The organism is Micromonospora sp. NPDC048170 (assembly GCF_040652795.1).
Lineage (GTDB): Bacteria > Actinomycetota > Actinomycetes > Mycobacteriales > Micromonosporaceae > Micromonospora.
Window position 1 is genome coordinate 1 of sequence record NZ_JBEZMR010000025.1, and the last position, 24,258, is coordinate 24,258.

Sequence of the window (24,258 nt, forward strand, 5' to 3'; positions counted from 1 at the left end):
CTCGGCGACACTCCGGCACCGCCCATGAGGCCGGCGTCGGCCGTACAGCGAACAGGGCCCGCATGGCGTCCCGGCGGCCGGTGGGGCGACGGGTGTGGCGTCCGCGCCGGCCGGTGAGCGTCCGGCGGTGCTCGCCGGGCGCGTCCTCGCCTGGGTCGGGCACGCCGGCGCGCTGCTCGTGGCCGCGTGCTGCGCGGTGGTGCCGCTGACCGTCGGCCGGGCCGCCGGCCTCCCGGTGCTGGCCGGGGCACCGCTGCTGCTGGTGGTGCTGACGCTGCTCGGCACCGCGCTGCTCACCGGCGGGGCGGTGTTCCGCGCCGTTGCCGCCGCGCTGGTGGTGCCGGCGCTGGCCGCAGCGGTGCTCCGCCCGATCGCGGAACTGGGGCTGGCGCCGCTGCTCACGGCGCTGGTCATGGTGGCGCTGGCCGGCGCGGTGCGGCTGCTGCCCGCCGGCTGGCGCACCGGTCCCCGGGCCGGCGCGCTGGCGGTGGCCGGCGGGACGGCCCAGTTCGCCGTGCTGCTGGCCGTCGCGCTCGCGGGCGCCACCGCGGGCCGGTCGTTGCCGCCGTGGCGGGGGGCCGTCGCCGGGCCCGACCTCGACCAGGGATGGCAGCTGCCGGTGGTGATCGCGCTGACCGTGGCCGCCCTGGGGCTCCTGCTGCCGAGGGCCGCCCGGCCGGCGCTGGCCGCGATCGGCGTGGCGGCCGTCGTGCTGGCGGTGCCCGCCGGCTGGCCGTCGCCCTGGCCGGCGGTGGTGGCCCTGGACCTGGTGGCGGCCGTGGGCCTGCTGGCCGTCGCGGTGGGACGCCCGGGCATCCGGTCCTGGACGGTCCTGACCTCGACGGTGGCCGGCACCGTCCTGCTCGGGCACGGCCTGCTCGTGGGGCTCGCCGCGCCCGCCGGGGCGGGCGCGGCGCTCGCGGTGGTCCTGGTGGCCGGGGTCGCCGTGGCGGTGTCCGGCCGGCGCGGCACGGCCGTGCAACGCGGGGTGGCCGGGGTGGCGCTGGCCGTCGTGCCGCCCGCGGTGCCGGCCGGCGTGGTCGTCGCGCTCATCGCCGGTGTGCCGGCCTGGTGGCAGGCGCGGGCGGCGCTCGCCGCCGTCGCGCTGCTGCCCGTCGGGCTGCTCGCGGTCCGCCGACACTGGCCCGACCTGCGGGCGTACGCCTCCGTCGGGGTGGCCGTGGCGGTGGCGGCGGTCGGGTTGGCGCCGCTGGTCGTACCGGCCGACGAACCGGTGACCCTCTACGCCGCCGTGGCGGTGCTGCTGGCGACACTGGGCGGTGCGGCGCGCTCCGACATCGCCCTGCGGGTGGCCGGCGTCGGGCTGCTCGTCGTCTCGGTCGCCACCGCCGCGCCGGTGGCGTTGACGGCGCTCGTCGCCCCGTACGGCGCGGTGTCGCCGTGGTCCGGGGCGCCCACGGTCGCTGCCGAACCGGGGGCACTCCCGGCGGGCCTGGCGCTGGCCGCCCTGGCGGTGGCCGGGATACTGGCCGGCCTGTCCGGCCGGGGCGTCGCGCGATCCGGCCCCGCCGGAGATGGCGTAGTGCCGGTGGGCGCCGGCTGGTGGCGGGCCGCGCTGGTCGCGTTGCCGTTCGCCGCGACCGCGCTGCCCGTGCTGCTGGTGGCCGCCGGCGTGCCGTGGCCGGTGCTGCCGGTCGTCACGCTGCTCGGCGGGGCGGCCGTGGTGCTGGTCGCCGCGCTGACCGCCCCGCGCCCGCTGCTCGCCCCGGTCGGGGCGCCGGTGGGATTGGTGCTGGCGACGTCGGGCCTGCTCGGGCTGCTCGCCACCCGGGCGGGCACGATCGCCGGCCTCGGCGTGCTGGTGGTCGCGGCCGCGGTGGTCGGCGTGGCCGCCCGCCGGGCGGGGGCCCGGCTCGGTGGCGCCCTGGTCGCGGTGGCCGCCGCGACCTGCCTGGCGGTCGTCGCGCCGCCGGCCGGCGGGCTGTCGCTGCGGACGGCGGCGTTCAGCGTGCTCGCCGTCGCGGTGCTCACCCTGGCCGCCGCGGTGGCCGCCGCTTCCCGCCCGGGACGGGTCCCGGCGGTGGCGCTGGACGCGGCGGCCCAGGCGGTGGCGCTGGTCGCGCTGCTGCTCGCGGTGGGCTCGCTGCGCCACGCGGCGGCGGTCTGCGTGCTGTGGGGCGCCGCCGTCGCGCTGCGGGTGCTGCGCCGGGGCGAGTCGGTGGGCGGGCGGTGGGTCTTCGCGGGCATCGCCGGCGGCAGTGAACTGCTCGGCGGCTGGCTGCTGCTGGCGGCGGGGGACGTGGCCGTGCTGGAGGCGTACACGGTGCCGGTGGCGGCGCTGGCCCTCGTGGCGGGCGTGGTGGCGCTGCGCACCCGGCCCGGGCTGACCAGCTGGCTGGCGCTCGGTCCCGGGCTCGTGGCCGCGCTGCTGCCGAGCCTGGTGTCGGTGCTGGTGGCCCCGGACCATCAGCCGTGGCGGCGGCTGCTGCTGGGCGTCGCCGCGCTCGGCGCGGTGCTCGCCGGGGCGACCCGCCGCTGGCAGGCACCGGTGCTGCTGGGCGGGGTGACCCTGGCGCTGCTCGCGCTGCACGAGCTGGTCCGCGGCTGGGACCTGCTGCCCCGGTGGATCTTCCTGGCCGCCGGCGGGCTCGCGCTGATCGGCCTCGCCACCACCTACGAGCGGCGTCGCCGGGACCTGGCGCGACTCCGGGCCGCCGTCGGCCGGATGGGCTGACCGGGCACCGTTCACGGGCGGCAGGGTAGGGCCTGCCCTACCCCCGACCGGGGGGCGGGCAGGGTTACTCAGCGCAACCGCTCGCCGGAGACTGGACGGCAGGGGCGTGCCGGCCGGCGCGGTTCCGGATCGAGGAACGGGAGCCGCAATGGTGCTCGGAGCGGTGGCGGACCCGCCGGTACGGCGGGGCAGTGACTACGCGCAGTTGTCCCGGCGGATCAGTGGGGCGGGCCTGCTGGAGCGGCGCCCGGGCCGGTACGTGACCCGGATCGTGCTCACGCTGGGCGTCTTCGCGGCGGGCTGGGCCGCCGTCGGGCTGGTCGGCGACTCGTGGGCACAGCTCCTGGTGGCCGTCCTCCTGGCCGTCGCCACCACCCAGGTCGCGTTCCTCGGCCACGACGCCGGCCATCGGCAGATGTTCCGGCGGCGCGGGCCGAGCGAGGCGATCGGCCTGCTCACCGGCAACCTGGCGGTGGGGCTCAGCTACGGCTGGTGGGTCGACAAGCACAACCGGCACCACGCCAACCCCAACCACGAGGACGAGGACCCCGACGTCGGGGCGGGCGCGCTGGTCTGGACGTACGAGCAGGCCGCCGCGACGCGTGGCTTCGGCCGCCGGCTGGCCCGCCGGCAGGCGTGGCTGTTCTTCCCGATGCTGCTGCTGGAGGGGCTCGCCCTGCACGTGGCGAGCGTACGGGCGATCGTGGCGCGGGACTCCGACGGCGGGTTCCGCACCCCGATGCGGCACCGCCGGGTCGAGGCGCTGCTGCTGGTCCTGCACGCCGTGGGCTTCCTCGGCGCGCTGCTGCTGGTGATGTCGCCGGTGAAGGCGCTGGCCTTCGTCGCCGTCCACCAGGGACTGTGGGGCCTCTACATGGGCTGCTCGTTCGCCCCGAACCACAAGGGCATGCCGATGCCCACCGCCGACGACGACCTGGACTTCCTGCGTAAGCAGGTGCTCACCTCCCGCAACGTGCGCGGCGGCCGGTTCGTCGACGTCGCGCTGGGCGGGCTCAACTACCAGATCGAGCACCACCTGTTCCCGAACATGCCCCGGGCCAACCTGCGCCGGGCCCGGCCGATCGTCCGCGCCTACTGCGCCGAGCAGGGCATCCCGTACGCCGAGACGGGGCTGGTCGAGTCGTACCGCCAGGCGCTGGCGCACCTGCACGAGGTGGGCCGGCCGCTGCGCGGCTGACACGCGCGAACGGGGGCGACGCCGACCGGCGTCGCCCCCGTTCGCGCGTGCGGTCGGGCTCAGGAGCCCAGGGACTCGATCAGCTCCTGCGGGGCCGCCTGCGTGTCGCTCGCGGGCGGCTTCTGCACGGTGACCGGGGCGCCGAAGTCCGAGTAGGTGGTGATCATCGTGCCGAGCGACTCGTGCAGCACCTGGGTGTCGATGGCGAACTCGACGAGCCGGCCCTGGTCGTCGACCCTGGCGGTGAACGGGACGGCCTTGGCCTTGTCGCCGAGGGCCTGGATGGACTTGTCCTCGGCCTTCGTACGGGTGTAGTCGAGGATGCCGGAGTAGTGGCCCGGGGCGGTCTTCTCGACGTCCACCACGCTGTCGATCATCTGCTTGGCGCCACCCGGATCGCCCTCGGGCATCAGGTTGAGCTGGCCGCTCTTGCCGAGCTTGGTGGCGTCCATGTGCATCCACTTCTTCGGCATCCCCTCCATCCCGGTGATCTTCAGGTAGGCGTCGTTGCCGATCATCAGGATCCGGAAGGTGCCCTCGGGGCCCATCTTCATCGTCATGTCGCCGCTCTTGGTGGCCGGGTCCATCACGCCGCTGCCGTTGACGACCGACGACTTGAGCTGCATCTTCACGCTCTGCTGGCTCAGCTTCTGCGCGGCGGCGGTCAGCTCGGCGCGCGCTTCGGCGGGGGCGCTGCTGGCCGGGGCCGCGCCGGTGGCGCCACCGTTGCCGGCCGGAGTGTCCGTGTCCCTCTCCGTGGCGCACCCGGTGAGACCGAGGGTGAGCGCGGCGACGAGCGCGACCCCCGTGGTCGTCAGCCGTCGAGTGTTCATCGTGGAAGTCTCCTCACGCAGGGTGAGCCGGGGGCGACGTGGGGTCGCGGCCCCGGCCGGGCCACCGGTCAGCCTAACCCCGCCCGGCCACAGCCGCGCGTCTATGTCCCGGCGGGCCGCCGGGGCTCGCGTACGACGCGAGGCGGTGACGGATCGGCTCGCGCGCAGCCTGGTCGGCCACACCTCCCGCCGCTGGTTCGGCGTCGTCTCGGCCCGTCCCGGTAGGGTCTCCCCATGGCAGACGTGCTCACCGCCGAGGCGGTGCGAGACGAGCTGGGTGGGCTGGCGGGATGGTCGAAGGACCCCGTCACCGGGCGTGACCTGGAACTGGCGCGGCGGATCGACGAGATCGTGGGGAGCGTCCGATGAGATTCGAGATCAGCAAGGTGCTGGACGCCATCGAGGGCCGGGTCAACACCGACCCGTCGCTGGCCCGGGCCGTCGTGGACCTGGCCGAGGTGATCCGCTACCAGGACCTCGACGGCGGCCGGCCGGCCAGCCTGCTCCGCCTCGGCATGGTGATCGACGCCCTCGCCCGGGAGTTGGAGGAGGACAGCGTCCCGGTCTACGCGGTCGTCCACCGGGCCATGCTCTCCGACGCCGACCTCACCTCCAACGAGCGCATGGTGGTCCGCCGGTGGGCCGACGACGGGCTGGTCGAGGTGCTCGACAACCCGGGCGACCGGATGCTGGAGGTGGCGGACCTGCTCGGCCTGCCCGTGCTCACCCGGGTACGGGCCGACGGCCTGCGTGGGCGCTACCCGTGGCTGGTCGAGCAGCCCGGCCGGGTGCTCGCCCCGGTGCCCGGCCCGGGCGGCCCGGCCTTCGCCGCCCACTTCGGTGGCGGGCACACCCCGGTCGCCGGCGACCGGTCACCGGCCGGCGTGAAGCTGCTCTCCCGGCAGTGGCGCTGCGCGGAGCCCGGCTGCGCGCTCTTCGGTGGTGGCGGAGGCGGCGGAGCCTTCGCCGACCTGGCCCGGGTGGTGGAGCGCAGCCCCGCCGTCCAGCCGCCGCCCACGCTGCGTGGCGGCGTGCCCACCTGCCCCCGGCACGGCATCAGGCTCGGCGACGCCGGCCCGCGACCGCGCAGCGCCGTCCTCGCCGTCCGGGTGGGCGGGCTGGTCCGGCGCCGCTTCGTGCTCACCGAGGAACAGCCGGTGGTGGTGGGCCGGGCGCCCGACCAGGCCGGCGGGATCGTCCTCGGGCACTGGCTCAACGACGAGGCGCGCCGCTGGATCAGCCGCAGCCATGTCCGCTTCGAGCTGCGGGTCGGCGAGGTGATCGTGACCGACGTGAGCACGAACGGCTCGGGCATCCGGCCGGGCGGCTCGATGGCGGAGGCCGACCGCGTACCGCTGGCGCCGCAGCAGTCCCGGCTGCTGTCCGAGGGCGACATGCTGGAGCTCTACCCCGGGGTGCAGATCGGTCGGCCCGGCGAACTACCCGCCGGTGCCTCCCACACGCCGACCTCGGTCATGGCCGAGGCCCCCACGATGGCGATGCGCCTGCCCCGCTGATCCGCGGGGAGACGACGGCGGGCGCCGGGATCGTGGTCCCGACGCCCGCCTCTGTCGTACGGGGCTCAGCCGGCCAGCACGGCGGCGAGCTGGTCGACCGCGTGGTCGATCTCCTCTTCGGTGATCACCAGCGGCGGGGCGAGCCGGATGGTGGCACCGTGGGTGTCCTTGGCGAGCACCCCGCGCCCGGCGAGCCGCTCGCACGCCTCCCGGCCGCTCATCAGCGCCGGGTCGATGTCGAGCCCGGCCCACAGGCCCCGGCCCCGCACCGCGACGAGGCCCCTGCCGACCAGCGCCCGGAGACCGGCGTGCAGCCGCGCGCCCAGCTCGACCGAGCGGCGCTGGAACTCGCCGGTGGCCAGCAGCCGGACCACCTCGGTCGCGACGGCGCAGGCCAGCGGGTTGCCGCCGAACGTGGAGCCGTGCTGGCCGGGCCTGAGCACGCCGAGCACGTCGGTGTTCGCGGCCACCGCGGAGACGGGCACGATGCCGCCGCCGAGCGCCTTGCCGAGCAGGTACATGTCGGGCGTGACGCCCTCGTGGTCGCAGGCGAAGGTGTCCCCGGTGCGGCCCAGGCCGGACTGGATCTCGTCGGCGATGAAGAGCACGTTCTGCTGCGTGCAGACCCGGCGGACGCCCGGCAGGTAGCCCTCCGGCGGCACGACGACGCCCTGCTCGCCCTGGATCGGCTCGATCAGGACCGCGACGGTGTTCTCGTCGATCGCGGCGGTCAGCGCGGCCAGGTCGCCGTAGGGGACGATCGTGAAGCCCGGGGTGTACGGCCCGAAGTCGGCCCGCGCGTCCTCGTCGGTGGAGAAGCTGACGATGGTGGTCGTCCGGCCGTGGAAGTTCCCCTCGGCCACCACGATGTTGGCCTGCCCCGGCGTGACGCCCTTGACCTGGTAGCCCCACTTTCGGGCGACCTTGATGCCGGTCTCCACCGCCTCGGCGCCGGTGTTCATCGGCAGCACGAGATCCTTGCCGCACAGCTCGGCCAGCTCCCGGCAGAAGTCGGCGAACTGGTCGTGGATGAACGCCCGGCTGGTGAGGGTCAGCCGGTCGAGCTGGGCGTGCGCGGCAGCGATCAGCGTCGGGTACCGGTGGCCGAAGTTCAGCGCCGAGTAACCGGCCAGGCAGTCGAGGTAGCGGCGGCCGTCCACGTCGGTCAGCCAGGAACCCTCGGCGGAGGAGATGACCACCGGCAGCGGGTGGTAGTTGTGCGCGGTCCACCGCTCCGCGTCGCGGATCGCCTCCGGCGTCCGCAGCATGTCGTCGATCACTTGCTCGCCTTTCCCTGACGGAGTCGCAACGTGCAGCACTTCGGTCCGCCGCCGGCCTTGCGCAGCTCGGACAGGTCGACACCGATCGTCTCGTAGCCCCGGTCGCGCAGTTTCGCGGCGAGGCCGGTGGCCTGCGCCGGCAGCACGACGTGCCGACCGTCGCTGACCGCGTTCAGCCCGAAGACCTCGGCGTCGACCAGGCTGGCGTGCACCGCGTCGGGGAAGAGCCTGCGCAGCACCGACCGGCTGCCGGGCGAGAACGCCTCCGGCAGGTACGCCACCGTCCGCTCGTCGAGCACGGTGAGCGCGGTGTCCAGGTGGTAGAAGCGCGGGTCGACCAGCTGCATGGTGACCACCGGGTAGCCGAAGACCTCCTGGAGCTGCGCGTGCGAGGCGTGCGCGGTGCGGAAGCCGGTGCCGGCGAGCAGGAAGTCGCCGGCCAGCAGGATGTCGCCCTCGCCCTCGTTGACGTGCTTCGGGTCGTACATCTCGAAGCCGGCGGCCTCGAACCAGGCGTGGTAGGCGGGGGCCTCGTCGGCGCGCTGCGGGTCGCGGAACTGTACGGCCATCGCCTTACCGTCGATCACCGTGCCGCCGTTGGCGGCGAACACCATGTCGGGCAGGCCGGGCACGGGAGCGATCTCCTCGACGGTGTGGCCCAGGTCCCGGTAGGTCTGCCGCAGCTGCTCCCACTGCCGTACGGCGAGCTCGGTGTCGACCGGCGCGGTCGGGTCCATCCACGGGTTGATCGCATAGTCCACGGCGAAGTACGTCGGCCGGCACATCAGGAAGCGCTGGCTGGTGGCGTCCATCGTCATCTGTCCTGCTCCCAGGGTCGGGCGCGCCCCGGCCACCTTCGGCCCACGGAGCTGGCGCCGTTGCTCAACGGTATGCGGCCCTGGCGACGGTATCCACCGGTGAGGCTTGCGTCGGATGGCTGATCGTTGCGTATCCGGGGCAGGTCAAGAGCGATCCGTTGCGTCGGAGCTGATGGGTGGCAGCCGTACGGTCCCGGGCGGCGTCGCGGTCGCGCCGACCCTGGGAAACGCTTCGGGGGCGGCGAACCGCCGCCCCCGAAAAAGGGTTGCCCGGCTGGTGAACCACCAGGCTGGTCGGGCGTCGCCGGTGAACCACCGGCACTGCCGGGCGTCGCCGGCGAGCCGATCAGTGCCCCCTAGAAGCGGTCCACAAACTGTGAGTCAAGCCACTCCCGGAATCGCTGCACCCAGTCGCCGTCGGTGGTCGGCCAGTCGAACTGGCCGGTCATGGCCAGCACGCCGAGCACCACCGCGCCGAGGCCCAGCACGATGCCGAGCAGCGCGTCGGTCTTGCCGGCGATGTGCCGGCGGCGGGTGGCCATCAGGCCGAGCACCGCGAGCACCGCGCCGACCGCGCCGAGCCCGATGCCGTACCCGGTGAGGGCGCCGGTGAGCACGAAGAGCGCCCCGGCCACGCCGCCGATCAGGCCGAGCGTGGCGAGCATGCTGGCCCGGGGCTTCGGGCCGACCGCAACCGGCGGCTCCACGCGGTCGGGCACCCCGTCGCCGTCCCGGTCGACGGGGCGGTCGACCACACGGTCCCCGGCCAGGGCGCGGTCCCCGGCCACGGCCCGGTCGCGGTCCGTCCGGGCGACCCGCGTCGCCGCGTCCCGCTCCCCGTCGATCGTCCGCCCGTCGATCGTCCGCCCGTCGATTGTCCGCCCGTCGACCGGCCGCCCGTCGGTGGTGCGTTCGGGGGTCGGATCGGTGTCGGTGACCCGGGGGATGCGCCGGGAGTCGTCGTCGGTCGGCCGGCCCGTGGCGGCCCGTGCGACGGCCGCCCGTTCGGCCGCCCGCCGCTCGGCGACGACGTTCCGGCTGTCCACATGGGTGCCGGTGCCGTTCGGTCCGTCCCCACGGGACCCGGTGCCGTCCCGGCCGGTGTCGGTCGGAACGTCGCGCCCGTCGAGGTTCTCGTCCGTCGGCGCCGGTTCCGACCGGCGCGACAGCAGAGGAATCTTGACCACAACACACCTCCTGAAGAATGCGTGGTGGCCGATTGGAACGATGCCGCCCACGCGGTACGCGTCCCGAATACCCAGACGGCCGTTCTCCGACACGAGGTACGCGGGTAACAGGCTTCCGCCGTCGTTCAACTGCACCGTCACGGGCGCGCTGGCTATCCTTGGCACCCGTGCCAGAGGGACACACCATCCACCGCCTGGCGGCGCGGCACGCCGAGTTGTTCGCCGGCGACAAGCTGCACGCCGCCAGCCCGCAGGGCCGCTTCGCCGAGGGCGCGGCCCGGCTCTCGGGCACCGTCCTGGAGGCCACCGAGGCGTACGGCAAGCACCTGCTGCACCACCACGCCGGCGAGCTGACCCTGCACGTGCACCTCGGGCTCTACGGAAAGTTCGCCGACGGCCCCGGGGAACCGCCCGACCCGGTCGGCCAGGTGCGGCTGCGGTTGACCAGTGACCGGCACTGGCTCGACCTGCGCGGCCCCACCGCCTGCGAGCTGCTCACCCCGCCCGAGGTGGCGGCGCTACGCGGCCGGCTCGGCCCCGACCCGCTGCGCGCCGACGCGGACCCCGATCGGGCGTACGCCCGGATCTCCCGCAGCCCCACGCCGCTGGCCGCGCTGCTGCTCGACCAGTCGGTGGTGGCCGGCACCGGGCTGATCTTCGTCACCGAGGCGCTGTTCCGGGCCGGGCTGCCGCCGACGCTGCCCGGCCGGCGGCTGACCCGTGCCGGCTGGGACGCGCTCTGGGCCGATCTGGTGGCGTTGATGCGACTCGCCGTCACGCGCGGCCGGATCGACACCGTCCGCGACGCGCACCTGCCCGAGGCGATGGGCCGCGCTGCCCGCGTCGACCGGCACGGCGGCGAGGTGTACGTCTACCGCCGCCCCGGCGACCCCTGCCACGTCTGCGGCGGCCCGGTCAGCCGGGGCGAGCTGGCCGGCCGCAACCTCTACTGGTGCCCCACCTGCCAGCCAGGATGACCGCCGCCCCTGCGGGCCATCCCTTCGGCACCCACTGTCGAGCTGCCCCGTCCGTGCGGGCAGATTCGGTGGTCGTGGTTGGCGCATGGCTGCACCGTTCGGCTGCCCCACCTGCGCGGGCAGCTCGACAGCGCGCGGGCAGATTCGGTGGTCGTGGTTGGCGCATGGCTGCACCGTCCGGCCGCCCCACCTGCGTGGGCAGCTCGACAGCGCACGTACCGATTCGGTGGTCGTGGTTGGCGCATGGCTGCACCGTTCGGCTGCCCCACCTGCGCGGGCAGCTCGACAGCGCACGTATGGCGGTGGCCGCGCCAGACGCGCGGTAACGCCACGGCTCGAACACGTCCGCGTCCGGACCGGCGGAGCGGCTGCCTCTCACCCCGCGCCGAGCAGCCAGCGGACCACATCCAGCTGATGTGGGAACACGTGCCCCTCGCCGATGCTCCAGGCCAGCGTCTGCCCGACAGTCCAGCCGCGTACCCGCTCCCGGTCGAGCCCGAGCTCCCCGCTGAGCCGGTCCAACCGGTGCCGGACGGCGTCGGGCGAGTGCCCCAGCTCCGCGCCCCGCACCAGCGCCACCACCCCGAACTCCCGGTCGCCGGTCAACGGCTTCGGGTCGATCACCAGCCACGGTTCCCGGGTCGCCCGCAGCACGTTGCCGGCGTGCAGGTCCTGGTTGACCAGCACCTGCTCGCCCTGGCTGCCGACGAGGTCGGCCAGCAGCCCGAGTGCCGCGTCGAGCAGCCGCCGCTCGTACGGCCGGCCGGCCCGTTCCCAGTCTTCCGGCAGCCGCTCCATCCAGCCGGCGGCCTCCTCGGCGAGCGGGGTGAACGGCGCGCCGGCCGGCTGCCAGAGCCGGGGCAGCAGCCCAACCGCCACGTCCAGCGCCTCGTCGGTCCTCAGCGCGTGCAGCGGCGTGCCGGGCACGCACCGCTCGACCAGCAGCGCCCGGCGCTCCGGGTCGTGCGCGAGCAGCCGGGCCGCCCCCACTCCGGCCCAGTGCTCCAACGCCGTCGCCTCGTGGATGCTGTCGGGGTCCGGGTACTGGAGCTTCAGCACCGCCGGCGTGCCGTCGGGCAGTTCGGCGGGCAGGGCCAGCGACGCGAAGGCGTACGCGAAGGGCTGCCCCACCCGCAGCGACCAGCGCGCGGCGCAGTCGGCCAGCCGGCCCGGCAGCGCCGCCAGCCACTCCCGCCCGGCCGGCGTGCCCCGCACCCAGCCCAGCCCGTCCGGAATCAGGAGCTCGGAATCCACCCGCCCATCCTGAACCGACACCCCCCTCCCCGCTCCTCTACCCCCGCGATCTTGCACTTTGCGTCCTCGGATTGCCTGCTTTGCCCTGTTATGTCAGGGCACAAAGTGCAAGATCGCGAGGTGGGGGAGGGGGTGAGGGAGGGGAGGGAGGAGGGGGGTCAGCGGAGGCGGCGGATGTCGCCGTGGGTTCGGTAGAAGCCGCCCCGGCCGGACTCGCGGACCTGGGTGACCAGGTAGCGGGCACCCGGCTCGCGGATGCCCTTGGGGAACTGCACCGACCAGTCCCGGTGGTAGCCGGGGGAGACCACGTGCACGCGCAGCCGGCCGCGGTCCTCGACACACTGCACGATCACGCCGCCGCCGACGTCGCTGGTCACCTCGACCGTCGTCCACGCCGCCGGCTCCGGCATCCGGGACGGGGCCTTGACGTCGACCACCTCCGGCACGCTGCCGGCCTCCGCCGCCCGGATCGCGGGCTCGCTGGCGTCCACGCAGGCCAGGTGGCCGCTGGTGGTGACGACGTAGAGCCGCTCGTCGTGGTATTGCATGGAGTAGGCCGAGCCGCAGCCGGTGCCGAGCTTCCAGAGCCGGTTGCCGGCCTGGTCGAAGCAGTAGATCGAGGACTGGCTGTCGCCGGCGAAGACGTACCGGCCGCCCTCGGCGGTGGCGCAGGAGAAGACCGGGGCGTCGCACCGGTAGGTGCGCTCGGCGCGGCCGTCCTTCGCCAAGCGAACCACCTCGCGGGTGGCGGTGCCCGCGAACACCGCGCCGGGCTCCTGCCAGCCGAAGAGCACCGAGCCGGTGCGGGTGTGCCACAGCTCGCGGCCCGTGCGCCAGTCGTAGCCGGTCACGCCCTGCGAGTGGCCGTGGTAGACCGCGTCGGCGTCGCAGCGCACCATCCACGCCGACCGGCCGCGACCCTGCCGGCGCCAGAGGAACTCGTCCTCGTGGTCGACGGCGACGATGCCGCCGCCCGCGTCGGAGACGCCCAGCACGCCGTCGTGGATGTCCAGCCAGTAGATGTCGATCTCCGGCGCGATCTCGTACGCCACCCGGGGCACCTTGCCGGAGAGGTCGTAGACGTTGCCGTCGTCGCAGCCCGCGTAGACCCAGGCGTCGTCGGCGACGATGCACTTCACCCCGTCGGGCAGGCGGACCTGGTCGAGCACCCGGGCGTCGTGGCCGAGCGTGGTGATGACCCCGCGCTCGTTGCCGACCATGCAGCTCTGCCCGTCGACGAAGATGCCGAAGGCCGGGGCACCGGAGTCGTAGCGCCAGAGCACCGGGGCGGTGCGGGCGGTGGACCGGGTGCTGACGATCTGCCGCCGGGAGACGGCGCGCTTCTGCCGTACGCCGGGGACGGCCGGGGCGTACCCCTTGCGGACCTTCTCGCCGATCTTCTTCGCCGCCGCCGCGCGGGCCTTGGCGTTGTCGGCGTAGGCAGTGGTCTTGACCTGGCCCTGGTCGCCGATCCGTCCGTAGCGGACGGTCAGCGCGGCGTCGTCGACGACGACCTCGTAGAACTTGTGCGCACCGTCCACTTCGGACAGTTCGAGGTAGGTCGTCTCCTGCGACATGGGGCCCTCCGAGGGGTCAGCGACCGGCCCGACATGGCCGGCGCGGCGACAGCGGGCACACGTTAACCGCCACCCCCGACAAGCCCGCCTCCGGTATAGGAAGGGCCCTTCCTATACCTCAGGCGTCAACAAGGTGCCCTTCCTTACCGCTCAAGGGTTGGCGATCGAGGGTTGGGGCCTGGTGCTCAGCGGTTGGTGGCGGCCAGGGCGTCGACGGCCTTGCGGGCGGCGATCAGCACCGGGTCCCAGACCGGGGCGTACGGCGGGGCGTAGCCCAGGTCGAGCGCGGTCATGTCGTCCACCGTCATGCCGTTCCACAGCGCCACCGCGAGGGTGTCGATCCGCTTCGCCGCTTCGGACCAGCCGACGATCTGCGCCCCGAGCAGCCGCCCGCTGGGCTTCTCCGCGATCAGCTTCACCGTCATCGGCCGGGCGCCCGGGTAGTAGCCGGCGCGGTTGGTGGACTCGGCGATCACCGTGACGAACTCGAACCCCGCCGCCGCGGCGTCCTTCTCGCGCAGCCCGGTGCGCCCGACCTCCAACTCGCAGACCTTGGTGACGGCGGTGCCGATCACCCCTGCGAAGGTGGCGTACCCGCCGCCGATGTTGATGCCGGCGACCCGGCCCTGTTTGTTGGCGTGGGTGCCCAGCGGCACGTGCACCGGCAGCCCGGTGACCCGGTGCGTGGTCTCCACACAGTCGCCGGCGGCCCAGACGTCCGGCATCCCCTGCACCCGCATCCGGCGGTCCACCCGGATCCCGCCGGTGGTGCCCAGCGGCAGGCCGGCGGCCTCCGCGAGCGCGGTGTTGGGGCGTACGCCCAGACCGAGGACGACCACGTCGGCGGCGATGGGCCCCTCGTCGGTGACCACCGCGGACACCCGGCCGTCGCTCTCCTCCAGGCCGGTCACCCCGAGGCCGGTGCGGATGGTGACGCCGATGCCCCGCATCGCGTCCGTGACCAGTTCGGCCATGTCCGGGTCGACGGTGGCCATCGGCTGTTCGGCCTGCTCGACCAGGGTGACGGCGAGCCCGCGCTGGATCAGCGCCTCGGCCATCTCCACGCCGATGTAGCCGCCGCCGACCACCACCGCCCGGCGCGGCCGGGGCTCGGAGTCCAGCCAGGCGCGCAGCGCGGCGCCGTCGTCGAGGGTCTGCATCCCGAAGACCCCGCCGGCGTCGGTATCCGCCCAGTCCGGCTTCTTGGGCACCGCGCCGGTGGCGTACATCAGGGTGTCGAAGCGTTCGCGGACGTCCCCGCCGCCGTCGAGGTCCCGCGCGACCACCTCGCGCCGGTCGAGGTCGATCGCGGTCACCTCGTGCCGCAGCCGTACGTCGATGTGGAACTTCTCCCGGAACGTCGCCGGGTCACGGGCGATCAACTGGTCCCGCTCGGGCACCAGCCCGCTGATCCAGTACGGGATTCCGCACGCCGAGTACGACGTGAAGTGTCCCCGCTCGAAGGCGACGATCTCCAGGTCGCCGCGGTCGCGGCGGCGTCGCGCCTGGGACGCCGCCGCCATTCCTGCCGCGTCCCCACCGATGACGATCAACCGTTGCGTCACGGGAACCATCCTGTCACGGGCGCACGCCGCGGGTCTGTCGCGCGACGTCCTCCACCACGTCCACGAGCTTGCCGGTACGCGCGAAGACGGCGCGCTGCCGGGCCGCCCCGCTGCCGTGCCGACGCAGCCCGGCGACGAGATCGGTCACCTCGTCGAGGTCGCCGTGCCGTTCCAGTGCCGGGCGCAGCCGCTCGACGAGCTGGTCGAACAGCTCCCAGGCCGGTCGCAGCTCGCCGTCGGTCAGGTCGACGCCGTCACCCTCCAGCCCGTCGTGGGCGGCCCGCCAGTGCGCGGCGACCAGCAGGTGGTGATCGGTACGCAGAGCGTGCCGGCCGGCGGCCATGTCGTCCATCGCGGTCGCCACCATGGCCCGGACCAGGGCGGCCACGAGCACCGCGTCGTCCACCGACGGGCAGACGTCGCCGATCCGGATCTCCACCGTCGGGTACTTGGCCGACAGCCGGGCGTACCAGTACAGCATTCCCTCGTCGAGCATCACGCCGCTGGCGATGAGCTGCCGGATCAGCCGTTCGTAGTGCTCGTGCGACTCCAGGAACGGGGTGGGCGCCACCGACGGCCAGCGCTCCCACTCCACCGACCGCCAGCTCGCGTACCCGGTGTCCTCGCCCCTGGCGAAGGGCGAGTTGACGGTCACCGCGTGCAGCACCGGCAGCCAGGGCCGGACGTGGTTGAGCACCTGCACCCCGGTCTCCGGGTCCGGCACCCCGACGTGCACGTGCATGCCGTTGTTGCCGGGGCCGGGAACCAGCAGGCGGAACCGCTCGATCATCCGGTCGAAGCGGGGCTTGTCGACCACCGGGGGCACCGGCCCGTCGACCGGCCCGGTGCCGATGGCGAGCAGCCGTACGCCGGCCCGCTCGGCCGCGTCGGAGAGCGCGGCCCGCAGCACGCCGAGGGAGTGCCGGATCGAGGAGAGCTCCAGGCCGGGCGGGCTGCCGATCTCGATCTGGCTGGTCTGGAACTCCCGCTCCACCTGGCCGCGCAGCTCGGGCGGCACCTGCTCCATGACGAGGTCGACGGCCGGCACCGCGGCCCCGGTGTGCGGGTCGACGAGCAGGAACTCCTCCTCGACACCCACCGTGAGCAGGTCGGTCCCCTCGCCCGTCACGCTCGGAGCCTCCGCCACCTGGCCGGTCATCGCCACCACCGTCCGTTCACACCGGTAGCGGTCCGTCCGTACCGGGTCGGTCAGTGGTTACCCACGGTGCGCAGGCGGGAAAACGCGATCCCGGCGTGTCGCCCGTCGCGCCCCGGCTCGCCGGAGCCGCTGCCGGGAGTGTCGCGCAGCTGGGCCGGGCGGGGTGACAGCGGGTCCTAGGCTGGTCGGCGTGCCGGGGCCGCTGGGGATCGTGTGGGGGACGTGGGCGTACGCCTTCGCCCACCTGACCCTGCTCACCGACCGCCCGGCCGGGCTGCTCGCCGGGGCCGCGCTCGCCGCCGTCGCGCTGCTCGTCGTCGTGCTCGCCGTGCACGCGGCCGGCGCCGTCGACGCGCCCCGGGCCGGCCACGCCGCCGCCCTGCGCGCCCTGGCCCGTCGCCGGGTGCCCCGCCAGGTCGATCCGGACGCCGCCGGGCGGCCCCGTCCCCGCGCGCCCGGGGCGTACCCCTCGGCCGCGTAGCACCGTCGCGCGGCCGATTCCGCCGCCATCCGCCCGTCCGGCGAACCTCTTTCTTCCTGCCGGACCGGCACCCGGAATCGGACCGAGGGGTCATCCATGCTCGCCTTCGCACCCTTGCCCGACGCGGTCGGCGCCGCCGGCCGCGCGCTCACCTGGTTCACCACCCTGCTCGAACCGCTGGCCGGCGACGCGGCCACGGCCGCCGCCATCGTCGTCCTCACGGTCGTCGTCCGGTTGCTGATCTCTCCGCTGACCCTCGTGCAGGTCCGTGGGGAGCGGCGTCGCGCGGCGCTCGCCCCCCAGGTCCGCGAGCTCCAGCGGCGGTACGCGGACGATCCCGCGCGGTTGCAGGGCGAGTTGTTCGCGCTCTACCGGGCCAACGGCGCCAGCCCGGTGTCCGGCTGCCTGCCGCTGCTGCTCCAGGCTCCGGTCCTGCTGGTGATGTACCGGCTCTTCACCACCACCGAGGGCGGCACCGGGCTGCTCGACGAGCGGCTGGCCGGGGTGCCGCTTGGCCACCACCTCGGCGACGGATCGGTTGGTGGCGCGCTGCCGCTGTTCGGCGCCCTGCTGGCGGCCCTGCTCGCGTTGGCCTGGTGGACGTCGCGGCGGATGCGGCGTGCGGCGGCGACGGGGACGGCGGCCGGTACGCCGACCCAGGGGCCGGGTGCCGCCGCGCTCGGCCGGTTGCTGCCGTTGCTGCCGTACACGACGGTGCTGGTGGCGCTGGTGCTGCCGCTGGCCGCGGTGATCTACCTGGTCACCACCACCGCCTGGTCGGCGCTGGAGCAGGTGGTGCTGCGCCGCCCACGGCCCGCCCGGACCGCCGAGCCCGCCCGGCCCCTGGACAGAAACAGTTAACACTCCTAATAATGAGCGTCAATGTTGATGCCAGTGGATGTAGTCGGGGTGTGGAGGGTGTCGTGAAAAGATCCAGGTCTCTGGTGTTCTCACTGGTCGCAGCCGTGGTGGCGGCGCTCGGCGCGGTGTGGGTGGCGATGCCCGCATTCGCCGCCGGGGCGACCGCCAGCTTCGTCAAGACGGCCGACTGGGGATCGGGCTGGGAGGGGAAGTACACGATCACGAACGGGGGCGCGTCCACGGTCGACGGCTGGAGCGTCGTCTTCGACCTGCCGGCCGGCACCACCGTCGGCAGCTACTGGGACGCGTTGCTGACCTCGTCGGGCCAGCGGCACACGTTCACCAACCGGTCCTGGAACGGCCGTATCGCCCCGGGCGCCTCGGTCTCGTTCGGCTTCCTCGGCAACGGGCCGGGCGCGCCCACCAACTGCCAGTTCAACGGCGCGCCGTGCGGCGGTGGTCCCACCCCCACCACGGCGCCACCCACCAGCGCACCGCCGACGACCCCGCCTCCGACCACGCCGCCGCCGACCACGCCGCCCCCGACGAGCCCGCCGCCGAACACCGGCCTGCCGCAGCACATCCTCACCGGGTACTGGCACAACTTCGACAACCCCGCGGTCGAGCTGCGGCTGCGTGACGTGCCGGCCGAGTACGACGTCGTCGCGGTCGCCTTCGCCGAGGCCACCGCGACCCCTGGCGCCGTCACCTTCGCCGTCGACCCCGGCCTCTCCACTTCGCTCGGCGGCTACACCGACGCCGACTTCTCCGCCGACGTGCGCACCCTCCAGTCCAGGGGCAAGAAGGTGATCATCTCGGTGGGCGGTGAGACGGGCCGGGTGGCTGTCAACGACGCCGCCTCCGCCGTCGCGTTCAGCGACAGCGTCCACGCGCTGATCCAGCGGTACGGCTTCGACGGGGTCGACATCGACCTGGAGAACGGGCTGAACCCGACCTACATGGCTCAGGCGCTGCGCTCACTGCGGGCCAAGGTGGGTGCCGGACTCATCATCGCGATGGCCCCGCAGACCATCGACATGCAGTCCCCGGGCAGCAGCTACTTCAAGCTGGCGCTCGACATCAAGGACATCCTCACCGTCGTGAACACCCAGTTCTACAACTCTGGCGCGATGCTCGGCTGCGACCGTAACGCCGCGTACTCCCAGGGGACGGTGAACTTCATCGTCGCGCTGGCCTGCATCCAACTGGAGGCCGGGCTGCGCCCGGACCAGGTCGGGCTCGGCCTGCCGGCCGGTCCCGGCGCGGCCGGTGGCGGCATCGTCGCGCCCAGCGTGGTCAACGCCGCCCTCGACTGCCTGTCCCGGGGCACCAACTGCGGCAGCTTCCGCCCGCCGCGCACCTACCCGGGCCTCCGTGGCGCGATGACCTGGTCGGTCAACTGGGACGTGTCCAACGGCAACAACTTCGCCCGCACCGTCGCCCCCCACCTCGACACCCTCCCCTGACCCACCCCGGCCCAGGCCCTCCGGGGCCTGGGCCGGGCACGTGGCAGGGTGGGTCAGGGGGCGGCGTGGGCGCGGCGGCGACGGGTCTTCTTGATCGCCCACCAGGCGATCGCGACGACGAAGGCGGCGATGATGCCGTAGTCGAACCACTTGCTGTACTGCTCGATCTGTTGCCAGCGGGAGCCGAGGGCGTATCCCAGGCCGACGAAGAGCGCGTTCCAGACGCCGCTGCCCAGCGTGGTGAACGCGACGAACTCCGGCAGCGGCATCCGGTTGGCCCCGGCGGGGACGGAGATCAGGCTGCGTACCACCGGCATCATCCGGCCGAAGAGCACCGCCCACCGGCCGTGCCGCTCGAACCAGCGGTCGGCCTTCTCCAGGTCGTCGAGGTCGACCAGGGGCAACCGGTCGAGCCAGCGCTTGAGCCGGTCCTCGCCGGCGGCAGCGCCCAGCCAGTACAGGACGAGCGCCCCGGCCAGGGAACCGACGGTGGCGGCGGCCCACACCAGGACGACGTTGAACCGCCCCTCGCTGGCCAGGTAACCGGCCATCGCCAGGACGATCTCGCTCGGGATCGGCGGGATGATGCTCTCCAGGGCGACCAGCAGGGCCACCCCGATGGCGCCGGCCGCGTCGATGACCCCCGCCACCCAGCCGGTCAGGCCGCCGAGTCGGGTCGGGTCGACGTTCTCGGCGAGTGCCATCGCGATCCTTTCGGCCGGGTCCGGATCAGGTTCTTCTACCCTGCGGCCCGGGCGTCACACCTGCCCGTGAGCCGGCCCACCCCGTTCAGCCCTGCGGGTGCAGCGCCGTGTCGGCCGGCCCCCGCCGCCAGCCGGTGAACCGGACCCGCAGGCCCGCCCGGGTGGGGGAGCAGCAGTACGGCCCGGCCGTCGCCACGGCCTCCGGCGCGAGCGGGGCGAGCCGGACCAGCCGCCACGGCTCGTCGTCGGACCGGGCCCGGACGGTGAGCGCGTCGCGGCCCCGGCTGACCCGGACGGTCACCTCCCGCCCGGCCCACAGCGGCACCGGTGCGACCGACCAGTCGGACACCTCCCGGGTGACCACGGCACCGACCTGCGGTTGGCCGTCGCTGACCTCCACCCCGGCCTTTACCCAGTTCCGCTCGTCGACCCGCACCAGCACGCCGGCCTGGTCGAACTGCTCGCCGTAGTCCAGGTCGAAGGCCACCTCCATCGCCGCGCCGACGGGAAACGGCGCGAGCAGCGCCGGGGCGTCGTCGTGCACGAAGCCGTACGAGGTGTGCCGCCACAGGTCGCTGCCCCCGGCCGGCTGCACCAGCAACTCGCCCGCCGACCCGCGCTCGACCCGTACCGGCTCGTTGCACCACTCACCGTCGGCCCAGTCGACCGCTCCCGCCGCGTCACCCATGCGGCGACGGTACCGCCGTGACCCGGGTCGGTGTGCGGCGGAGGAACGCGGGTCGTCGCGTGTGCGGGCGGGCGTTCTTCTCGACGTAGCGGGGGTGCTGCCCGGCTGGGTGATCGCCGCGGTGTCCTCAGGCCAGCAGCCGTTCGCGCATCGTCGCGCCCGGATTGATCGCACCGACCACCCGGGAACTGGCCGGATCGTGCACGTCGAGGGTGTTGTTGCGGCGCATGAGCGCCCGGACCGCAGGTGGCAGCCGGGGCGGGTCGTCCATGGCTGCGAGGATCTGCCCGGCGGTCGAGATCAGCCGGTCGGCCAAGGCGGCGGCGTCGGTGTCGATCCGCACCCGGCCGTACTCCCAGCCGGCGGTGGTGAGGTCGAGCACCTCGAACACGTGGGTCACGAGCGGGTTCGGGTCGGTCACCCGGTCGAGCCGGGGCGCCTGGCCGCCGACCACCGCGACGGCGGCGGCCAGCTGCGCGTACGGGTGGAAGCCGCACGGCAACGCGGCCAGCGGCCAGCGCAGGGCCTGGCCGGCCTCCATCCACAGCGGCCGGTAGTTCCGGCGGTGCACGAGGAGCCGCCGGCCCGTGCGTCGGTGGATCTCGTGGGCCTGGGACTGCAGGTCCGCGTGGGCCTCGTCGGCGACCTGGCTCACGATCCGGGCCGCCGCCACCAGACCGTCGTCACCGTTCAGCATCGCTGCGACCGCCTCGACCTGCTCGGGAAACCGGATCCGCGCGTGCGCGCCGTACCGGTACTGGAGGTCCTGCAACAGTGCCTGCTGTCGCCCCGGATCGAGCTCGACCCGCCCGCTGCCCAGCAACCGCTGAAGCCAACGCATTTCGCCTCGTTTCAGCAGAGCCGTCCCGGACTGCGGCAATGCTAGTCGTCGGACCTGATCGTGTGTCGAAGGGGGCGGCCGGCGATCCCATCGACGCTGATATGCGTAGAGCGACGGAAACCCGTGGTCACCACCACCGGCCGGGGCTACCATCCCGGCGATGGCGGAGTTCGTGCACATCACCGAGGCCCGATGGGCTCGACGCATCGTGCGTTCAGGCGTCGCTGCGCGCAGCCACGGGCGGGCCGGCGGGCGGGGCGTGTACTGCGTGCCGGTGCTGCCGTCGTTCACTCTCACCTACCAGTGGGTTCGTGAGCTGCGGCGTTGGCACGCAGGCGTGCTGGTCGCGGTGCACCTGCGGCTGCCCGACGACGAGCCGGTGACGGTCGGGCGCTACGGTGCCCGACCGCGCCATGCCACCGCGGCGGAGGCGGTCGCGGCGGTGCGCGAACTTGACGATCCGCGTGGCCAGGAGGTGTTCGTGCCCCGCGCGATCACCAGCACCGAGGTACGACGGATTCGCGACGTCCCGCAGGGAGTCGGTTGGCGCTATCTGCCGGCAGCCCACGGCGGGCGGCCCTGTCCGTGTCCGTCCTGTCTGCCGCGCGGGGAGTACAAGGCGGCAAAGGTGCGCCGCCGATTTTCCCGCGACGAGCCACCGAAACCGAAGACCGAGCTGATGACACGGTTGCGGACAGCGAGCAGTGCCGACGAGATCATCGACGTGCTCTACGAGTTGGGCCGAGCCCGACGCGGCGGCGCCGAGGAGTTGGCATACCTGGCCGAGCATCCCGATCCGTACGTACGCGAGACTCTGGAGAGCGTCCTGCGGGCGTACCGTGGCCGCGAAGCGCGGCGGCTACGCGAGCGGTTGCGGCTCAGCGCTCCGCTGGGCATCGGATAGCCCTGCCGATGACTCGGGCGCCTGCCGCACACTGGCGTCATGGTGCTTCATCTGCTGGCCGCTGCCGGGGTGCTCGGGCTGCTGACCATCGTTCCGGGGCCGGACATGGCGGTGGTGACACGCCGCGCTCTGGTGGGCGGTCAGGGCGATGCCCTGCGCGCCGGGGCGGGCGTGGTCTGCGGGCTCCTGGTGTGGGGATGCCTGGCGGTGCTCGGCCTCACCGCGCTGCTCACCGCCTCGCCGGGGGCGTACCTCGTGGTGAAGGTGGTGGGCGTCGGCTACCTGGCCTTCCTGGGCTTCCAGGCCCTGCGTGGCGGTGGGGGCGACAGCCCCGTGGCCAGCACCGCTCCCACGAGGGGCAGGCCGTTCCTGACGGGCCTCGCCACCAACATGTTGAACCCGAAGATCGCGGTCTTCTACACGGCGCTGCTGCCCACCCTCGCGCCGCCGTCACTCGGTGCCTGGGGGTTGGGGACTCTGGTGCTGATCCACGCCGTCCTGACCCTCGGCTGGCTCAGCGGGTACGCGTACCTGCTCAACCGGGCACGTGCGCTGTTCGAGCGCCGCAGGGTACGGCGTGCTCTCGACCGCGTCACCGGCGTCGTCCTGATCACCTTCGCGGTGCGTCTCGCCACCGAGCGCACCTGACAGCGCCCGCCCGAGCCGCAAAGGGCGGTGCCCCGGGTGGCCCGTGCGCGGGAGGAGGTCTGGCGCCGCGGTCGCACCCCCGCCGCCGAGCCGGTCTTCGTCGGTGTCACGAACGGCTACCCCGTACGGCTGCTCTACGACGTCGAGGTCTACTCGGACACGATCGACTGAGGGGGAGTCGGGCTCGTCTATCTTGTCTCCGCGGATGTATCGACGTAGATGAGATCGAGGGGTGTGGCGTGGCCAAGGAGACAGCGGGAAGGCGGCTGCGGGCGCTCGCGGTCGCCGCGGTCGTCCTGTGCGGACTGGCGCTCGTGCCGGCACAGCCGGCGTACCCGCAGAGCGGGGCGATGATCCAGCCGGTGGGCGGACGGGTCACCGGAGTGCTCGCGAGCAGGTGCGGCAGCATCGACAGCGACCACTACGGGGTGGACATCGCGGGGAACAACGGGATGGCGATCGGCGCCGCCTACCCCGGCACCGTCGTCTTCGCCGGCTGGTCCGCTGGCGGGGGCAACATGGTGACGGTCAACCACGCCAGCGGCTACCAGACCAGATACCTGCACATGGTGCAGCAGCCGGCGGTCACCGTCGGGCAGCAGGTCGGGCAGGGGCAGGTGCTCGGGTACGTCGGCAGCACCGGCAACTCCACCGGCCCGCACCTGCACTTCGAGATCCGGCGCAACGGCGCGGTGTACGACCTCACCCCGGCCTACTCCTGCGGCGGCACGGTCACCAAGGGCGCGGCCATCAACCTGGCGTTCCCGGACCTGGCATCACCGGCCGACCCGGTCCTCGACCGGTTCGCGTTCGTGAATTCGGCGGGTGTGTTGTACGCGAAGGACGGGGCGTACTCGTCGTGGCGGGCGGTGAACTCCGGTGGGGCGTCGAAGGTGGCGTTGAGCGGTAACTGGATCGGTTGGGTGCAGGGTGGGAACTTCTATGCCAAGGACGGCATCTACGGCGAGTGGCTGACCCTGGCGGGGGGTGGGCAGGTGCGGGACATCGCGGTGAGCGGTAACCGGTTCGCGTTCGTGAACTCGGCGGGTGTGTTGTACGCGAAGGACGGGGCGTACTCGTCGTGGCGGGCGGTCAACTCCGGTGGGGCGTCGAAGGTGGCGCTCAGCGGCAACTGGATCGGTTGGGCACAGGGTGGGAACTTCTATGCCAAGGACGGCATCTACGGCGAGTGGCTGACCCTGGCGGGGGGTGGGCAGGTGCGGGACATCGCGGTGAGTGGCAGCCGGTTCGCGTTCGTGAACTCGGCGGGTGTGTTGTACGCGAAGGACGGGGCGTACTCGTCGTGGCAGGCGGTCAACTCCGGTGGGGCGTCGAAGGTGGCGCTCAGCGGCAACTGGATCGGCTGGGCACAGGGCGGCAACTTCTACGCCAAGGACGGCATCTACGGCGGGTGGCTGACCATGGCCGGCGGCGGGCAGGTCAGCGACATCGCGGTCAGCGGGCACGACTGGTTCGCGTTCGTCGGCGGCGGCAACTTCCTCGCCAAGCAGGGCCCGTACGCCGGGTGGCTGACGATGGCCGGGGGCGGGCAGGTCAGCGACATCGACGTCACCACCTGACGGGCCGCACCGTCCGACCGGGCGG

Annotated in this window: 23 protein-coding genes; 12 read left to right on the top strand and 11 right to left on the bottom strand. The window is 73.7% G+C overall.

All coding sequences use genetic code 11. The features are described 5' to 3' along the window. The first annotated feature begins 94 nt into the window (after positions 1 to 94). Together AB0D32_RS24820 and AB0D32_RS24825 are read left to right on the top strand one after the other, a co-directional pair. Complete coding sequence (locus tag AB0D32_RS24820) at positions 95 to 2,695, top strand: hypothetical protein (RefSeq protein ID WP_357094810.1); 2,601 nt, start codon at positions 95 to 97, stop codon at positions 2,693 to 2,695. 148 nt (positions 2,696 to 2,843) lie between these two features. Next, positions 2,844 to 3,893 (top strand): acyl-CoA desaturase, encoded by a 1,050-nt coding sequence (locus AB0D32_RS24825; protein ID WP_357094814.1) that lies wholly within the window; start codon positions 2,844 to 2,846, stop codon positions 3,891 to 3,893. Between the two features lie 59 nt (positions 3,894 to 3,952). Here the strand turns inward: AB0D32_RS24825 and AB0D32_RS24830 are convergent, their stop codons facing one another. Then, positions 3,953 to 4,726, bottom strand: a complete 774-nt coding sequence (locus AB0D32_RS24830) for a hypothetical protein (RefSeq protein ID WP_357094817.1) — start codon at positions 4,724 to 4,726, stop codon at positions 3,953 to 3,955. 234 nt (positions 4,727 to 4,960) lie between these two features. Here AB0D32_RS24830 and AB0D32_RS24835 point away from each other — a divergent pair, with 234 nt between their 5' ends. Next, positions 4,961 to 5,095 (top strand): hypothetical protein, encoded by a 135-nt coding sequence (locus tag AB0D32_RS24835; protein ID WP_357094820.1) that lies wholly within the window; start codon positions 4,961 to 4,963, stop codon positions 5,093 to 5,095. After that, the gene (locus tag AB0D32_RS24840) at positions 5,092 to 6,243 is read left to right on the top strand and encodes an FHA domain-containing protein (RefSeq protein WP_357094823.1); all 1,152 of its coding nucleotides are present in this window, start codon (positions 5,092 to 5,094) and stop codon (positions 6,241 to 6,243) included. The genes AB0D32_RS24835 and AB0D32_RS24840 overlap by 4 nt, the downstream gene beginning before the upstream one ends. A gap of 65 nt (positions 6,244 to 6,308) precedes the next feature. Here AB0D32_RS24840 and rocD read toward each other — a convergent pair whose 3' ends face one another. From rocD to AB0D32_RS24855, 3 genes are all read right to left on the bottom strand, one after another. Then, positions 6,309 to 7,523: an ornithine--oxo-acid transaminase gene (gene rocD / locus AB0D32_RS24845; protein ID WP_357094826.1), complete on the bottom strand. Its 1,215-nt coding sequence runs from the start codon at positions 7,521 to 7,523 to the stop codon at positions 6,309 to 6,311. Beyond that, positions 7,520 to 8,335: a dimethylargininase gene (gene ddaH, locus AB0D32_RS24850; protein WP_357095042.1), complete on the bottom strand. Its 816-nt coding sequence runs from the start codon at positions 8,333 to 8,335 to the stop codon at positions 7,520 to 7,522. Before ddaH ends, rocD begins: the two co-directional genes overlap by 4 nt. A 362-nt stretch (positions 8,336 to 8,697) precedes the next feature. Further along, on the bottom strand, positions 8,698 to 9,528 hold the full coding sequence (locus AB0D32_RS24855) for a UbiA family prenyltransferase (RefSeq protein ID WP_357094829.1): 831 nt from the start codon (positions 9,526 to 9,528) through the stop codon (positions 8,698 to 8,700). Between the two features lie 167 nt (positions 9,529 to 9,695). Here AB0D32_RS24855 and AB0D32_RS24860 point away from each other — a divergent pair, with 167 nt between their 5' ends. After that, positions 9,696 to 10,505 (top strand): DNA-formamidopyrimidine glycosylase family protein, encoded by an 810-nt coding sequence (locus AB0D32_RS24860; RefSeq protein WP_357094832.1) that lies wholly within the window; start codon positions 9,696 to 9,698, stop codon positions 10,503 to 10,505. A 375-nt stretch (positions 10,506 to 10,880) separates the two neighbouring features. Here AB0D32_RS24860 and AB0D32_RS24865 read toward each other — a convergent pair whose 3' ends face one another. From AB0D32_RS24865 to AB0D32_RS24880, 4 genes are all read right to left on the bottom strand, one after another. Beyond that, a complete protein-coding gene (locus AB0D32_RS24865) occupies positions 10,881 to 11,759 on the bottom strand; it encodes an aminoglycoside phosphotransferase family protein (protein ID WP_357094835.1) in 879 nt (292 codons plus the stop codon). A 158-nt stretch (positions 11,760 to 11,917) separates the two neighbouring features. Further along, positions 11,918 to 13,336, bottom strand: coding sequence for a WGR domain-containing protein (locus AB0D32_RS24870; protein ID WP_357094837.1), 1,419 nt, complete (start codon positions 13,334 to 13,336; stop codon positions 11,918 to 11,920). 185 nt (positions 13,337 to 13,521) lie between these two features. After that, positions 13,522 to 14,901: an FAD-dependent oxidoreductase gene (locus tag AB0D32_RS24875; protein ID WP_357094840.1), complete on the bottom strand. Its 1,380-nt coding sequence runs from the start codon at positions 14,899 to 14,901 to the stop codon at positions 13,522 to 13,524. A 13-nt stretch (positions 14,902 to 14,914) separates the two neighbouring features. Further along, a complete protein-coding gene (locus tag AB0D32_RS24880; RefSeq protein WP_357094843.1) occupies positions 14,915 to 16,060 on the bottom strand; it encodes a glutamate--cysteine ligase in 1,146 nt (381 codons plus the stop codon). A gap of 190 nt (positions 16,061 to 16,250) precedes the next feature. Here AB0D32_RS24880 and AB0D32_RS24885 point away from each other — a divergent pair, with 190 nt between their 5' ends. From AB0D32_RS24885 to AB0D32_RS24895, 3 genes are all read left to right on the top strand, one after another. Continuing rightward, positions 16,251 to 16,541: a DUF6412 domain-containing protein gene (locus AB0D32_RS24885; protein ID WP_357094846.1), complete on the top strand. Its 291-nt coding sequence runs from the start codon at positions 16,251 to 16,253 to the stop codon at positions 16,539 to 16,541. Positions 16,542 to 16,637: 96 nt separating this feature from the next. Continuing rightward, a complete protein-coding gene (gene yidC / locus AB0D32_RS24890; protein ID WP_357094848.1) occupies positions 16,638 to 17,402 on the top strand; it encodes a membrane protein insertase YidC in 765 nt (254 codons plus the stop codon). A 62-nt stretch (positions 17,403 to 17,464) separates the two neighbouring features. Then, positions 17,465 to 18,868, top strand: coding sequence for a cellulose binding domain-containing protein (locus tag AB0D32_RS24895; protein ID WP_357094852.1), 1,404 nt, complete (start codon positions 17,465 to 17,467; stop codon positions 18,866 to 18,868). A gap of 53 nt (positions 18,869 to 18,921) precedes the next feature. Here the strand turns inward: AB0D32_RS24895 and AB0D32_RS24900 are convergent, their stop codons facing one another. The 3 genes from AB0D32_RS24900 to AB0D32_RS24910 form a co-directional block, all read right to left on the bottom strand. Further along, entirely contained in the window at positions 18,922 to 19,572 is a 651-nt protein-coding gene (locus AB0D32_RS24900; protein ID WP_357094855.1) for a DedA family protein, read from the bottom strand. Between the two features lie 85 nt (positions 19,573 to 19,657). Continuing rightward, a complete protein-coding gene (locus AB0D32_RS24905) occupies positions 19,658 to 20,260 on the bottom strand; it encodes a DUF1349 domain-containing protein (protein WP_357094858.1) in 603 nt (200 codons plus the stop codon). Positions 20,261 to 20,387: 127 nt separating this feature from the next. Further along, positions 20,388 to 21,101: a hypothetical protein gene (locus AB0D32_RS24910; RefSeq protein ID WP_357094861.1), complete on the bottom strand. Its 714-nt coding sequence runs from the start codon at positions 21,099 to 21,101 to the stop codon at positions 20,388 to 20,390. A gap of 160 nt (positions 21,102 to 21,261) precedes the next feature. On the opposite strand from AB0D32_RS24910, the gene AB0D32_RS24915 reads away from it, so the two are divergent. The 4 genes from AB0D32_RS24915 (at position 21,262) to AB0D32_RS24930 (ending at position 24,233) form a co-directional block, all read left to right on the top strand. Further along, entirely contained in the window at positions 21,262 to 22,005 is a 744-nt protein-coding gene (locus AB0D32_RS24915; RefSeq protein ID WP_357094864.1) for a HEAT repeat domain-containing protein, read from the top strand. Positions 22,006 to 22,044: 39 nt separating this feature from the next. Next, entirely contained in the window at positions 22,045 to 22,653 is a 609-nt protein-coding gene (locus tag AB0D32_RS24920; protein ID WP_357094867.1) for a LysE family translocator, read from the top strand. Between the two features lie 36 nt (positions 22,654 to 22,689). Beyond that, positions 22,690 to 22,824, top strand: coding sequence for a hypothetical protein (locus tag AB0D32_RS24925; RefSeq protein WP_357094870.1), 135 nt, complete (start codon positions 22,690 to 22,692; stop codon positions 22,822 to 22,824). A 68-nt stretch (positions 22,825 to 22,892) separates the two neighbouring features. Continuing rightward, the gene (locus AB0D32_RS24930; RefSeq protein WP_357094873.1) at positions 22,893 to 24,233 is read left to right on the top strand and encodes a M23 family metallopeptidase; all 1,341 of its coding nucleotides are present in this window, start codon (positions 22,893 to 22,895) and stop codon (positions 24,231 to 24,233) included. Positions 24,234 to 24,258 lie beyond the last annotated feature (25 nt).